Consider the following 13,417-nt stretch of genomic DNA (forward strand, 5'->3'; position numbering starts at 1 on the left):
CCTCCTACGCCGCGACCAGATACGAGAAGACGGACTCGAGGGACTCGTCGGAGGGCGAGACCGTGTGCAGCCGGATGCCGTGGTCGCGGGCGACCCGCGGCAGCAGGGTCGTGAACCGGCCGAAGTCGACGGCCTGGACGCGCAGCGCGCCCTCGGCGAGGTCGACCTCGATGCCGGACGTCGACGGGTCGGCGATCAGCGCGGCCGCCAGTGCCCGGTCGTCGCTGGAGCGCACCAGGTAGCGGTGCGGCCGGTCGGTCATCAGGCGGCGGATCCTGCGGAAGTCGCCGCTGGCGGCGTGCCGTCCGGCGACCACGACCTCGATGTGCCAGGCGAGTTGTTCGACCTCCTCCAGGATGTGGGAGGAGAACAGCACGGTGCGGCCCTCGTCGCCCATGCGCCGCAGCAGGTCCATCAGCTGCATGCGCTGGCGCGGGTCCATGCCGTTGAACGGCTCGTCGAGCAGGAGCAGCGAGGGGTCGTGGACCAGCGCCGAGGCCATCTTCACGCGCTGGCGCATGCCCTTGGAGTACGTGGAGATCTTCCGGTCCTGCGCGTACTCCATCTCAACCGTGGCGAGCGCCTTCTGGGCGGCCTTGGCGCCCAGGCCGTGCAGTTCGGCGTTGGCGACGACGAACTCGCGGCCGGTGAGGAAGTCGTACATCGCCTCCCGCTCGGGGACGATGCCGATGTGCTCGTAGATCTTCTCGTTGCGCCACACCGCCTGCCCGTCGAGGGTGACCGTGCCGGTGGAGGGGGCGAGGAAGCCGGCCATCATGTTGATCAGCGTGGACTTTCCGGCGCCGTTGGGGCCGAGCAGTCCGGTGACGCCGGGGCCGATCGTCATGGTGATGTCGTTGACGGCGACCACGTTGCCGAACCAGCGGGAGACATGGTCGATGCTGAGGGTCGTCACAGTCCCACCTTCTTGTAGCGGCGCAGCAGGAGACCGTATGCGGCGGCGATGACGCCGAGGGCGACGAGGACGTGGACGACGCCCTGTCCGCTGCCCGGGCCGACACCGCCGGGGGCCGAGGAGGTCGCGCCCAGGAAGGCCGTCTGCACGCCGTCGACGACGGTGACCGGTGAGAACAGGCCGATCCAGGGGATGGCGCCGGAGTTGTTCCGGACCTCCGCGATGGCCTGGAGGGTGGAGACGGCGCCGTAGGAGATGACCAGCACGGCGATCACGGCGGCGATGCCGAAGCCGCGCCGCGGGGTGACGGCGGCGATGACGAGGGCGATGCCGGCGAAGAGCAGTGAGAGCAGTGCCACGGAGACGACTCCCTCGGCGAATCCCTTGGTCTGGTCGGCGAAGTCCATCTTGGCCAGCAGCGCGCCCACGTAGAGCACGAGCAGCGGGGCGGCGGTCAGGATGAACAGCGCGGAGGCCAGCGCCGCGTACTTGGCGCGCACGTAGTCGGCGGTCTCGATGGGGCGTGAGAAGTACAGCGGCACGGTCTTGAAGCGCAGGTCGCGCGAGACGGACTGGGGTGCCTGCGAGGCGACGTACAGGCTGATGACGCCCTGCATGATGATGGCGTAGCGCGTGTACTCGATGGGCAGGTCCTTGGCCTTGGTGGCGACCGCGACGGCGACGATGATGGCCGCGGGCACACACATCACCACGAACAGCAGCATCGGCAGCACCTTGGACTTCACCGAGCGGCCGAGGCCGTAGGCGCCGCGCAGGGACTGCGAGTACAGCGAGCGGCGGGCGTAGGCGCGGCCGAGGCGGGGGCCGTCGTAGCTGCGGTAGCCGATGTTGTGGATGCGGGTCTGGTCACCCGTGGGCGTTGCCGCGGTGTGTTCAACCGCCATGGCCGACCGCCTCCTTCCCCTGTGCGTCGTGCTGTTCGTCGCTGTCCCGGAAGACCTCCGAGATGTGGTGGCGTCGCTGCTCCATGCGCACGAGGCCGAGGCCGAGGTCCACGATCAGGTCCCGCACCAGGTCGTAGGTCTCCTCGCCCTGGGCGGTGAGCAGCAGGACGTGTCCCGCGCCCGGCAGGCCGGTGCTGTCCTGTGTCTCCACCCCGCGCGCGTGGAGCGCTTCGCGCACCGCCCGGGTGCCGTCCGGGTGCTCGTCGCTGTCGGTGACCTCGATGGCGAGGGTCGTCGTGGTCTGGGTGAAGTCGGTGGTGGAGCTGGAGCGCAGGAGCTTGCCGCCGTCGACGACGACCACGTGGTCGCAGGTGCGCTCCAGTTCACCCAGGAGGTGGGAGGTGACCAGGACGGAGATGCCGAAGTCGGTATGGATGCGGCGGATCAGGCCGAGCATGTCGTCGCGGCCGACCGGGTCGAGGCCGTTGGTCGGCTCGTCGAGGAAGACCAGCTGCGGGTCGTGCACCAGGGCCTGGGCGAGCTTCACGCGCTGCTTCATACCCGTGGAGTAGCCGCCGATGGGGCGGTAGCGCTCCTCGTACAGGCCGACGTGGCGCAGGGTGTCCGCGGTGCGCTCGCGCGCGGCGGTCGGGGGCAGGCCGGACATGCGCGCCATGTGGACGACGAACTCGGTGGCCGACACGTCCGGTGGCAGGCAGTCGTGCTCCGGCATGTAGCCGACGCGCTCACGGATGGCGGCGCCCTCGGTGGCGACGTCGAGGCCGAGCACCTCGGCGCGGCCCTCGGTGGCGGGGGACAGACCCAGCAGGATCTTGATGAGTGTGGACTTGCCGGCTCCGTTGGCGCCGACGAGTCCGGTCACACCCGGTCCGACGTCCACGGAGAGCCGGTCAAGCGCGGTCACCCGTGGGAACCGCTTGCTCAGGCTTTCGGTCGCGATCACAGTCACGTCTTCGACGGTAGTGATCCGGACCACGCCGGTCGTCAGACCCCAGAGCCGTCTTCGGGTCCCCCTCGAGTATTACGGGGACCCTAGGGGGTGGACCCTGGGGACCGGGCGGCCCACGGAGTTCCGGCACCCGGACCGCATTGTTGACGCCTGATCTAACAAGTGTCAGAGTCGCCAGGACCACAGCACGGGCACGGCACAGGCACAGGCGGCAGTCGATCCGACCCGGGCGGAGGAGACGTGACGACGCTGAAGGGCGCGCGGGAGCGCTGGGTGCGCACGGGCGGGGTCGAGCTGTGCGTGGCCGAACTGGGCGATGCGGGGCAGCCCACGGTCGTCCTGGTGCACGGCTATCCGGACAGCAAGGAGGTCTGGTCCGAGGTCGCCGAGCGCCTCGTCGGCCGCTTCCACGTCGTGCTCTACGACATCCGCGGACACGGCCGCTCCACCGCGCCGCGGCCCCTGCGCGGGGGCTTCACCCTCGACAAGCTGACCGACGACTTCCTGGCGGTCGCGGACGCGGTGAGCCCGGACAGGCCGGTGCACCTGGTGGGCCACGACTGGGGCTCGGTGCAGGCCTGGGAGTTCGTCAGTGTCCGGCGCACCGAGGGCCGGATCGCCTCCTTCACCTCGGTGTCCGGCCCCTCCCTCGACCACTTCGGCCACTGGATCGCCGGGCGCGTCAGGCGCCCCACCCCGCGCCGGGCAGTCCAGCTCCTCGGCCAGGGCGCCAAGTCCTGGTACGTGTACCTGCTGCACACGCCGAGGCTGCCCGAGCTGGCCTGGCGCGGCCCACTCGGCAAACGCTGGCCCGGCATTCTACGGCGCATCGAGAAGATCCCCGGCGACGACTACCCGACCTCCTCGCTGCCCCGGGACGCGGCCCACGGCGCCTGGCTGTACCGGGACAACGTGCGAGCCCGGCTGCGCGGACCACGGGCGGACGCCCACGCACACACGCCGGTGCAGCTCATCACCCCGCTCGACGACGCCTTCCTCTCGGAGTGCCTGTACGACGGCCTGGAGCAGTGGGCCCCCGGCCTGGTGCGCCGCACGCTTCCCGCCGGCCATTGGGTCCCGCGCACCCGGCCCGACCAACTGGCGGCCTGGATCACCCAGTTCGTCACGGCCACCGAGGGCGGGCAGCCGCAGCCGGCCGCCACCGGGAAGTACACCGATCGCTTCGCCGGGCAGCTCGTGCTGGTCACCGGCGCGGGCAGCGGCATCGGACGGGCCACGGCGTACGCCTTCGCCCGGGCAGGCGCGCGCGTGGTGGCCGTCGACCGGGACGCCGAGGCCGCGACCCGCACCGCCGAGCAGTCCCGGCAGCTCGGGGCTCCGGCTGCCTGGGCCGAGGCAGTGGACGTCTCCGACGAGCAGGCCATGGAGAGGCTGTCCGGGAAGGTCCATGCCGAGTACGGAGTGGTGGACGTCCTGGTGAACAACGCGGGCGTCGGACTGTCCGGCTCGTTCTTCGACCACACCCCCGAGGACTGGCGGAAGGTCCTCGACGTAAATCTGTGGGGAGTGATCCACGGCTGCCGCCTGTTCGGGAGGCGGATGGCCGAGCGGGGCCAGGGCGGACACATCGTCAACACCGCGTCCGCGGCGGCGTACCAGCCGTCGAAGGCCCTGCCCGCCTACAGCACCTCCAAGGCGGCGGTGCTGATGCTGAGCGAGTGCCTGCGCGCGGAACTGGCAGGGCGGGGGATCGGCGTCACGGCGGTCTGTCCCGGCTTCGTCGATACCGCCATCACGTCCACGGCGCACTTCACGGGCGTCGACACGGAGGAGCAACAGCGGCGCAGACAGCGCGCGGCCCGCCTCTACGGGCTGCGCGGTTACCCGCCGGAGAAGGTGGCCGACGCGATCCTGCGCGCGGTGGTGCGCGACGAGGCGGTGGTGGCGGTGACGCCGGAGGCCCGTCTTCTGCGCGCGATGTCCCGCTTCAGTCCGCGGGCGCGACGCCGGCTCGCGCGGGCGAAACCACCGCTGGGTACCGCGGATCCGGGCCAACGCACCTGAATCGGCGGCCAGTTGTCCACAGGTATGGGCCCCCGACCTGTGGACAACATCACTTTGCTGTGGATCAAACCTCGCGGGCGAAATTGACCTGCGTGATCCGCGTCTCTCCCAGCATGCTGGTGGCATGGACGAAAGACGCACCGTGAAGGTGTCGAAGTACCTCGCCAAGCACCTTCGCCACCAGCCCGAGAGGATCGGGCTCACACTCGACGAGGGCGGCTGGGTCGAAATCGACGCACTGATCACGGCGGCGTCCGCGCACGGTTTCCGGTTCACCCGCGAGGAACTGGACCACGTGGTCGCCACCAACGACAAGCGGCGCTTCACGATCGAGGGCAGCCGCATCCGCGCCAGTCAGGGCCACACCATCGATGTCGACCTCGGGCTGCCGGCCGCGACGCCGCCGCCGTACCTCTACCACGGGACCGTGGCCGGCAGGCTGGAGGCGATCCGCAGCGAGGGGCTTCGGCCGATGAACCGGCACGACGTGCACCTCTCGCCCGACCGCGAGACCGCGACCCGCGTCGGCGCCCGCCGTGGCCGCCCGGTCGTCCTCTCGGTGGACGCGGCCGCCATGCACCGCGACGGTCATGTCTTCCATGTCAGCGCCAACGGGGTGTGGCTGACACAGTCCGTGCCGCCCCGGTACCTGCGGTTTCCCGAGACTCGCTGACCGTCTCGGTCCACGGCCGCCGGCCACCCGCGGTGACCGTTTCACGTGAAACACCCGCGAGTGTCTAGGCTCGGGTCCATGAGTCTGCGCCTGAGCACCGTGATCCTTCCGTATCGCCGCTGGCACGAGGGCGGCCGTTCTGCATGGACACGTGCCGAACAGCTCGGCTTCCACGCCGCCTACACCTACGACCACCTGTCCTGGCGCAGCTTCCGCGACGGCCCGTGGTTCGGGGCCGTGCCGACACTGACCGCCGCCGCGGCCGTGACGGAGCGGATGCGGCTGGGCACCCTCGTGACCTCGCCGAACTTCCGGCACCCGGTCACTCTCGCCAAGGAGCTGATCTCCCTCGACGACATCTCCGGGGGCAGGATCACGCTCGGCATCGGCGCGGGCGGCACCGGCTTCGATGCCACCGCTCTCGGGCAGGAGCCCTGGACGCCACGGGAGCGGGCCGACCGCTTCGCCGAGTTCGTCGCGCTGCTCGACCAACTGCTGACCGAGGACGCGGTGTCGTACGAGGGCGACTTCTACGCGGCGCACGAGGCGCGCAACATCCCCGGCTGCGCGCAGCGGCCCCGGCTGCCGTTCGCCGTGGCCGCGACCGGGCCGCGCGGGCTGCGGCTCGCCGCACAGTACGGACAGGCCTGGGTGACCACGGGTGACCCGAAGCTCTACGAGAACGGCACGCCGGAGCAGTCCGTCCAGGCCCTTCGCGCCCAGACCGAGAAGCTCGCGGACGCGTGTGCCGCTGCGGGCCGTGACGCCTCCCAGCTCGACAAGATCCTGCTCACCGGATTCACCCCTGACCGCGGTCGTCCGCTGGAGTCCCTGGACGCGTTCGTCGACTTCGCGGGCCGCCACCAGGAGCTGGGATTCACCGAGATCGTGATCCACTGGCCGATCCCCGACTCGGACTTCGCCGCGGACCAGAAGGTCTTCGAGCGGATCGCGATGGAAGCGCCCTCCCAGCTGACGTGACCGATGCAACCCCTCAGATGTGCGAACTCTCGCACGATCGTGCGGACATATAGGCGACAATGACGCGGTGACCTCAGCGACTCGACAGCCAGAGACCCCGGCCTCACCCCAGCTCTCGACCTCGTTCGAGCCGGGGGGCACCCCCGGCGCCCCCAGCGTTCCGCCTCGGCTGATCGCCACCGATCTCGACGGCACCCTGCTGCGCGACGACAAGTCGGTCTCCCCGCGCACGATCGCCGCCCTGGCGGCGGCCGAGGAGGCGGGCATCGAGGTCTTCTTCGTCACCGGCCGCCCGGCCCGCTGGATGGACGTGGTCAGCGACCACGTCCACGGCCACGGTCTGGCGATCTGCGGCAACGGCGCCGCCGTGGTCGACCTGCACGGCGGTCCCGGCGCCCATCGCTTCGTGAAGGTGCGCGAGCTGGCCCGGGACACCGCGCTGGACGCCGTACGGCTGGTGCGCGAGGCGGCTCCGGGCACGGTGTTCGCGGTCGAGCAGACCTACGGCTTCCACCAGGAGCCGGCCTATCCGAAGCTGCACATGGAGCTGCCCGACGTCCTCGCGCCGGCCGAGGAGCTGCTGGCGCCGGGCGGAGTCGGTACCGCCCAGCCGATCCTGAAGATCCTCGCCCACCACCCCGCACTGGACCCCGACGCCTTCCTCGCCGTCGCCCGCCTCGCCGCCGGCGAGCACGTCTCCATCACCCGGTCCAGCCCCAGCGCCCTGCTGGAGATCAGTGGTCCGGACGTCTCCAAGGCGAGCACTCTGGCCCTGTGCTGTGCCGAGCGCGGCATCTCCCAGGAGGAGGTCGTCGCCTTCGGCGACATGCCGAACGACGTCGAGATGCTCACCTGGGCCGGCCGGTCCTACGCCATGGGCAACGCGCACCCCGCCGCCATCGCCGCGGCGTCCGGACGGACGGTCGCCAACAACGAGGACGGCGTCGCGGTAGTCATCGAGCGGTTGCTGGGGGAGCGGCCGTAGCGGGCGGGCCGCCCGCCGGTAGCGGCCCGCGAACGGGCCGCTACCCCACGCCCACCAGCAGCTCCGTCTGCGTCTCCCGTTCGACCATCCGCCGCAGCGGCCCCGGCAGCGCGGCCAGTTCCGCGTACGGTCCCCGCTGGACGACGCGCCCCTCGTCGAGGACGATCACCTCGTCCACGGCCGCCAGCCCGGCCAGACGGTGGGTGATGAGCAGCGTCGTACGGCCCTCGGTGGCGGCCAGCAGGTCGGCGGTGAGCGCGTCGGCGGTCGCCAGGTCGAGGTGTTCGGCGGGTTCGTCGAGCACCAGCACCGGGAAGTCGGCGAGCAGCGCGCGGGCCAGGGCCAGCCGCTGACGCTGCCCGCCCGACAGCCGGGCACCGTGCTCGCCGACGAGTGTGTCGAGACCGTCGGGCAGAGCGTCGACCCAGCCGAGCAGCCGGGCTCGGGCGAGGGCGTCCCGCAGGTCGGCCTCGGTCGCGTCCTTCTTCGCGAGCAGCAGGTTCTCGCGGACCGAGCTGTCGAAGAGGTGCGCGTCCTGGGCGCACAGCCCGACCAGCCGCCGTACGTCGTCGCCGGCCAGGGCGCCGGCGTCGACGCCGCCGAGGGTGTACGTGCCCGCCTCCGCGTCGAGAAAGCGCAGCAGTACCTGGGCGAGCGTCGTCTTGCCGGAGCCGGACGGCCCGACCACGGCGACCCTGCGGCCCTCCTGGAGCGTCAGGTCGACTCCGGTGAGCGCCGCCCGGTTCTGCCCCGCGTACCGCGCCGTCAGGTCGCTGACGGTGAGCGGGAACGGCGAGGCGGGCGCCGGCAGGGGCCGCTCCGGTTCACGGACGGGCTCGGGGGCGTCCAGGACCTCGTGGACCCGCTCCGCGCTGCGGCGTACCCGGTGCCGGTGTCGTACGGCGAGCGGCATGCCGAGGACCGCTTCGAAGGCGGCGAGCGGGGTGAGGACGACAACGGCCATGGCCACACCGCCGAGCCGCCCGTCGGCGACCGCCTGAGCGCCGGCCAGGGCGGCCGCGGCGACGGTCAGTCCTGAGATCAGCGCGGTGAGCCCGTCGCCGAGCGCGGTGGCGGTGGCGGCGCGCGAGTCGATCCGGGTGAGCAGCCGGTCGGCCCGCCGGGTCTCTGCGGTGCGGGCGGGCAGGGCGCCGGCGACGGTCAGTTCGGCGGTTCCGGTGAGCAGTTCGGTCACACGGGTGGCCAGGGCGCCGCGCGCCGGGGCGAGCCGGTGCTCGGCGCGCCGGGCCACAGCCGCGGTGATCAGCGGGACGCCTGCCCCGGCCGCGAGCAGGCCGGCCGCGAGCACCGCCCCGGCCTCCGGCAGCAGCCAGGCCGTGAAGGCGACGGTGGCGGCGGACACGGTCAGTGCCGCACCGGCGGGCAGCAGCCAGCGCAGCCAGTAGTCCTGGAGCGCGTCCACGTCGGCGACCAGCCGCGTCAGCAGGTCGCCGCGGCGCATCCGGCGCAGCCCGGCGGGCGCCAGCCGCTCCAGTCTCCGGTGGACGGCGACCCGAGTGTCGGCGAGCATCCGCAGCACCGCGTCGTGCGAGACCAGCCGCTCCGCGTACCGGAAGACCGCACGCCCGATGCCGAAGGCCCTGGTCGCCGTGACGGCCACCATCAGGTAGAGCACGGGCGGCTGCTGGGACGCCCGGGAGATGAGCCACCCGGAGGTGGCCATCAACCCGACCGCGCTGCCGAGCGCCAGGCTGCCCAGCAGCAGGGCGAGGGCGAGCCGGCCACGCCGGGGGCCGGACATGGCCCGCACCCGGGCGAGGACGCCTCGGGCGACAGCGGTGGCCTCGGGCGCGGAATCGGCCGGGGCGGAGGCCGGTCCGGTCTCCTCCGTTCGCACGGAGGGAGTTTCGGCGGCGTGTGCCCGAGCGGTGCGGGTCACGGCCGGCGCCGGCCCGGCGGACTCGGTTCCGTCGAGACGCACGACCCGGTCCGCCACGTCCAGCAGTGCGGGCCTGTGCACTACGAGCAGCACCGTCCGGCCCGAGGACAGCCGCCGTACCGCGTCCACGACCTCCGCCTCGGTCGCTCCGTCCAGGGCGGCCGTCGGCTCGTCGAGCAGCAGGACGGGCCGGTCGGCGAGGAAGGCCCGAGCGAGCGCGAGCCGCTGCCGCTGCCCGGCGGAGAGCCCGGCCCCGTCCTCTCCGAGCCGGGTTTCCATTGCCTCCGGCAGCGCGTCCACGAACTCCAGCGCACCGGCGTCGGCCAGCGCCCCGCGCACGGCGGTGTCGTCCGCGTCGGGCCGGGCCAGCCGTACGTTCTCGGCGATCGTTCCCGCGTACAGGTGCGGCCGCTGTGGAACCCAGGCGATGCGCGAGCGCCACTGCTCCAGGTCGACGTCGGCGAGATCGGCTTCCGCGACGCGCACCCGGCCCGTGCTGGGCTTCACGAATCCCAGCAGGACGTTCAGCAGGGTCGACTTGCCCGCACCGCTCGGCCCGACGAGCGCGACCGTCTCCCCCGGCCGCACGGAGAAGGACACATCCGTCACCGCGTCCGCGGACCGCCCGGGATAGCGGACGCTGACGTCCTCGAAGGTCAGGGCGCCGGTGGGCACGTCCCCGGTGCCGGACTCGGGTACCGGGGTCTCCAGCACGGCGAAGATCTCCTCGGCGGCCGCCAGTCCCTCCGCCGCCGCGTGGTACTGCGCGCCTACCTGCCGCAGCGGCAGGTATGCCTCGGGCGCGAGCACCAGGATGACCAGTCCGATGTAGAGGTCCATGTCGCCGCTCACGAGCCGCATACCGATCGTCACGGCGACCAGCGCCACCGACAGCGTGGCGAGCAGTTCCAGGGCGAAGGAGGACAGGAAGGCGATCCGCAGCGTGCGCATGGTCGCCCGCCGGTACTCCCCGGTGATCCGCCGGATCGACTCCGCCTGTGCCTTGGCCCGACCGAACACCTTCAGGGTCGGCAGTCCGGCGACGACATCCAGGAAGTGGCCCGACAACTGGGACAGCAGCCGCCACTGACGGTCCATGCGGGACTGCGTGGCCCAGCCGATCAGCATCATGAAGACGGGGATGAGGGGCAGGGTGGCGACGATGATGGCCGCCGAGACCCAGTCCTCGGTGACGATCCGGGCGAGCACCGCCACCGGGACGGCCACGGCCAGCCCCAGCTGCGGCAGATAGCGCGAGAAGTAGTCGTCCAGGGCGTCGACACCTCGCGTCGCCAGGGCCACGAGCGAGCCCGTGCGCTGCCCGCTCAGCCAGCCGGGGCCGAGCGCCGCCGCACGCTCCAGCAGTCGCCCGCGCAGCTCGGACTTCACCGCCGCGCTCGCCCGGTGCGCGGCGAGCTCGGTCAGCCATGCGACCAGCGCACGGCCGCAGGCGACGAGGGCCAGCAGCAGCAGGGGCGTGCGGAGTTCGGCGACCGGCATCCGGTGCTGGAAGGCGCCCACCACCACCTCGGCGATGAGCATCGCCTGAGCGATGACCAGGCATGCCCCGACGGCGCCCAGTCCGACGACGGCCACCAGGAAGAGCCGGGTGGCACGGGCGTGACGCAGAAGTCGCGGATCGATCGGTTTCATGGAGAACATGCCCTTCGGCCCCGAGGGTGTGTTTCACGTGAAACACACCCTCATCGGACTCAGTGCGCGGGTTCGGCGAGGTGCTGCGTGCCGATCCGCTTGCGGAACACCCAGTAGGTCCACCCCTGGTAGAGCAGGATGATCGGCATGGCGATCCCGGCGCACCAGGTCATGATCTTCAGGGTGTACGGGCTGGACGAGGCGTTGGTGACCGTCAGGCTCCAGTCCGGGTTGAGCGTGGACGGCATGACGTTCGGGAAGAGCGACAGGAACAGCATCGCCACGGCGGCCACGATGGTGACGCCCGACAGCGCGAACGCCCAGCCCTCACGCTTCGCCTGGCTCGCCGCCAGCGCGGACACCAGGGTGACCACCGCCACGACGAGCGCCACCAGACTCCTGCCGTTGCCCGTGTGAGCCTGGGTCCAGAGCAGGAAGGCCAGCGCCGCCACGGCCGTCAGCAGCCCCACGCGCAGGGCCAGCTTCCGCGCCCGCTCGCGGATGTCACCGACGGTCTTCAGGGCCGTGAACACCGTGCCGTGGAAGGTGAACAGCGTCAGGGTGACCAGGCCGCCGAGGAGCGCGTAGGGGTTGAGCAGGTCTCCGACCCCGCCGACGTACTCGAAGTTCCGGTCGATCTTCACACCGTGCACGATGTTGCCGAAGGCCACGCCCCACAGGAAGGCGGGGATCAGCGAGCTCCAGAAGATCGTGTTCTCCCAGTTGCGCTGCCAGTTCTCCTCGGGCCGCTTGACCCGGTACTCGAAGGCGACTCCGCGCACAATCAGGCAGACCAGGATCACGAGCAGCGGCAGGTAGAAGCCGGAGAAGAGGGTGGCGTACCACTCCGGGAAGGCGGCGAAGGTCGCGCCGCCCGCCGTGAGCAGCCAGACTTCGTTGCCGTCCCAGACCGGGCCGATGGTGTTGATCAGCACCCGCTTCTCGGGCCGGTTCCGGGCCAGCAGCTTGGTGAGGATGCCGACCCCGAAGTCGAAGCCCTCCAGGAAGAAGTAGCCGGTCCACAGGACGGCGATGAGGACGAACCAGACGTCGTGCAGTTCCATGGCTGTGCAGCTCCCTCGGCCTAGTACGAGAAGGCCATCGGCTTGTCGGCGTCACGCTCGTCGCCGCCGATCTTCGTGGGCGGGTTGAGGTCGGCCTCCGTCAGCTCGGGCGGGCCGGCCTTCACGTACTTCGCCAGCAGCTTGACCTCGATCACGGCGAGGACGGCGTAGAGCAGCGTGAAGACGGTCATCGAGGTGAGGACCTCGCCCTGGGAGACACCGGGGGAGACCGCGTGCCGGGTCTGCAGCACGCCGTAGACGACCCACGGCTGACGGCCCATCTCGGTGAAGATCCAGCCCCAGGAGTTGGCGATCAGCGGGAAGGCCAGCGTCCAGATCGCGATGCGCCAGTACCAGGTGGTCAGCTTCGGGCTGAGCGCCTTGTTCGGCAGCAGCACCAGATGGGGCACCTCGTCGTCGCCGACCCGCAGATGCCGCGGCAGCAGGAACTTCTTGCGGGTCAGCCACAGTCCGGCGAGGCCGATGGCGAAGGACGCCATGCCGAACCCGATCATCCAGCGGAATCCCCAGTACGCGACGGGGATGTTGGGCCGGTAGTCGCCGGGCCCGAACCGCTCCTGCTCGGCCTTGTTGACGTCGTTGATGCCGGGGACGTGGGAGGTGAAGTCGTCGTTGGCCAGGAAGGAGAGCAGGCCGGGTATCTCGATGGCCACCGTGTTGTGGCCCTTGTCCACATCGCCGTAGGCGAAGACCGAGAACGGCGCCGGCGCCTGTCCGTCCCACAGCGCCTCGGCCGCGGCCATCTTCATCGGCTGCTGCTTGAACATGACCTTGCCGAGGACGTCGCCGCTGACCGCGGTGAGCAGGCCGGCGATGACGACCGTGACCAGGCCGAGCCGCAGCGAGGTCTTCATCTCGCGCACGTGCTTCTTGCGGGTGAGGTGGTAGGCGGCGATGCCGACCATGAAGGCGCCACCCGTCAGGAAGGCGGCCGAAAGCGTGTGGAAGGCCTGGCTGAGCGCCGTGTTCTGGGTCAGCACCGCCCAGAAGTCGGTGAGTTCGGCGCGGCCCTTGGCCTCGTTGATCCGGTAGCCGACGGGGTGCTGCATCCAGGAGTTGGCCGCGAGGATGAAGTACGCCGACAGGATCGTGCCGAGCGACACCATCCACATGCAGGCCAGGTGGATCCTCTTGGGCAGCTTGTCCCAGCCGAAGATCCACAGTCCGATGAACGTGGACTCGAAGAAGAACGCGATCAGTGCCTCGAAGGCGAGCGGGGCGCCGAAGATGTCACCGACGAAGCGCGAGTAGTCCGACCAGTTCATGCCGAACTGGAACTCCTGCACGATGCCGGTGACCACGCCCATGGCGATGTTGATCAGGA

Annotated in this window: 10 protein-coding genes; 4 read left to right on the forward strand and 6 right to left on the reverse strand. The window is 71.1% G+C overall.

All coding sequences use genetic code 11. The features are described from left to right. Positions 1-4: 4 nt before the first annotated feature. The 3 genes from CG719_RS22520 to CG719_RS22530 are packed head-to-tail and all read right to left on the reverse strand — an operon-like array spanning position 5 to position 2,785. The gene (locus CG719_RS22520; protein ID WP_100570478.1) at positions 5-916 is read right to left on the reverse strand and encodes an ABC transporter ATP-binding protein; all 912 of its coding nucleotides are present in this window, start codon (positions 914-916) and stop codon (positions 5-7) included. Beyond that, positions 913-1,821 carry an ABC transporter permease gene (locus CG719_RS22525; protein ID WP_100570479.1) on the reverse strand — a complete coding sequence of 303 codons (909 nt, stop codon included), beginning with the start codon at positions 1,819-1,821 and terminating at the stop codon, positions 913-915. The genes CG719_RS22520 and CG719_RS22525 overlap by 4 nt, the downstream gene beginning before the upstream one ends. Next, the gene (locus CG719_RS22530) at positions 1,811-2,785 is read right to left on the reverse strand and encodes an ABC transporter ATP-binding protein (protein ID WP_100570572.1); all 975 of its coding nucleotides are present in this window, start codon (positions 2,783-2,785) and stop codon (positions 1,811-1,813) included. The genes CG719_RS22525 and CG719_RS22530 overlap by 11 nt, the downstream gene beginning before the upstream one ends. Positions 2,786-3,031: 246 nt before the next feature. Here CG719_RS22530 and CG719_RS22535 point away from each other — a divergent pair, with 246 nt between their 5' ends. The 4 genes from CG719_RS22535 (at position 3,032) to CG719_RS22550 (ending at position 7,455) form a co-directional block, all read left to right on the forward strand. After that, positions 3,032-4,816, forward strand: coding sequence for an SDR family oxidoreductase (locus CG719_RS22535; RefSeq protein ID WP_100570480.1), 1,785 nt, complete (start codon positions 3,032-3,034; stop codon positions 4,814-4,816). 124 nt (positions 4,817-4,940) lie between these two features. After that, positions 4,941-5,489: an RNA 2'-phosphotransferase gene (locus CG719_RS22540; protein ID WP_100570481.1), complete on the forward strand. Its 549-nt coding sequence runs from the start codon at positions 4,941-4,943 to the stop codon at positions 5,487-5,489. Positions 5,490-5,567: 78 nt separating this feature from the next. Further along, entirely contained in the window at positions 5,568-6,470 is a 903-nt protein-coding gene (locus CG719_RS22545) for an LLM class flavin-dependent oxidoreductase (protein ID WP_100570482.1), read from the forward strand. A 67-nt stretch (positions 6,471-6,537) separates the two neighbouring features. Then, positions 6,538-7,455 (forward strand): Cof-type HAD-IIB family hydrolase, encoded by a 918-nt coding sequence (locus CG719_RS22550; RefSeq protein ID WP_234375706.1) that lies wholly within the window; start codon positions 6,538-6,540, stop codon positions 7,453-7,455. Between the two features lie 40 nt (positions 7,456-7,495). Here the strand turns inward: CG719_RS22550 and cydD are convergent, their stop codons facing one another. From cydD to CG719_RS22565, 3 genes are all read right to left on the reverse strand, one after another. Continuing rightward, complete coding sequence (gene cydD, locus CG719_RS22555) at positions 7,496-11,008, reverse strand: thiol reductant ABC exporter subunit CydD (RefSeq protein ID WP_100570573.1); 3,513 nt, start codon at positions 11,006-11,008, stop codon at positions 7,496-7,498. Between the two features lie 59 nt (positions 11,009-11,067). After that, positions 11,068-12,072, reverse strand: coding sequence for a cytochrome d ubiquinol oxidase subunit II (cydB, locus tag CG719_RS22560; protein ID WP_100570484.1), 1,005 nt, complete (start codon positions 12,070-12,072; stop codon positions 11,068-11,070). Positions 12,073-12,092: 20 nt separating this feature from the next. Then, on the reverse strand, positions 12,093-13,417 hold a 1,325-nt coding region (locus tag CG719_RS22565; RefSeq protein ID WP_234375707.1), incomplete at its 5' end, for a cytochrome ubiquinol oxidase subunit I.

It is taken from the genome of Streptomyces sp. CB01373, from assembly GCF_002803075.1.
Lineage (GTDB): Bacteria > Actinomycetota > Actinomycetes > Streptomycetales > Streptomycetaceae > Streptomyces.

Coding starts and splice junctions, on each gene's coding strand:
- cydB (WP_100570484.1), bottom strand. CDS start 12,072: ATGGAACTGCACGACGTCTGGTTCGTCCTCATCGCCGTCCTGTGGACC.
- CG719_RS22525 (WP_100570479.1), bottom strand. CDS start 1,821: ATGGCGGTTGAACACACCGCGGCAACGCCCACGGGTGACCAGACCCGC.
- CG719_RS22540 (WP_100570481.1), top strand. CDS start 4,941: ATGGACGAAAGACGCACCGTGAAGGTGTCGAAGTACCTCGCCAAGCAC.
- CG719_RS22545 (WP_100570482.1), top strand. CDS start 5,568: ATGAGTCTGCGCCTGAGCACCGTGATCCTTCCGTATCGCCGCTGGCAC.
- cydD (WP_100570573.1), bottom strand. CDS start 11,008: ATGAAACCGATCGATCCGCGACTTCTGCGTCACGCCCGTGCCACCCGG.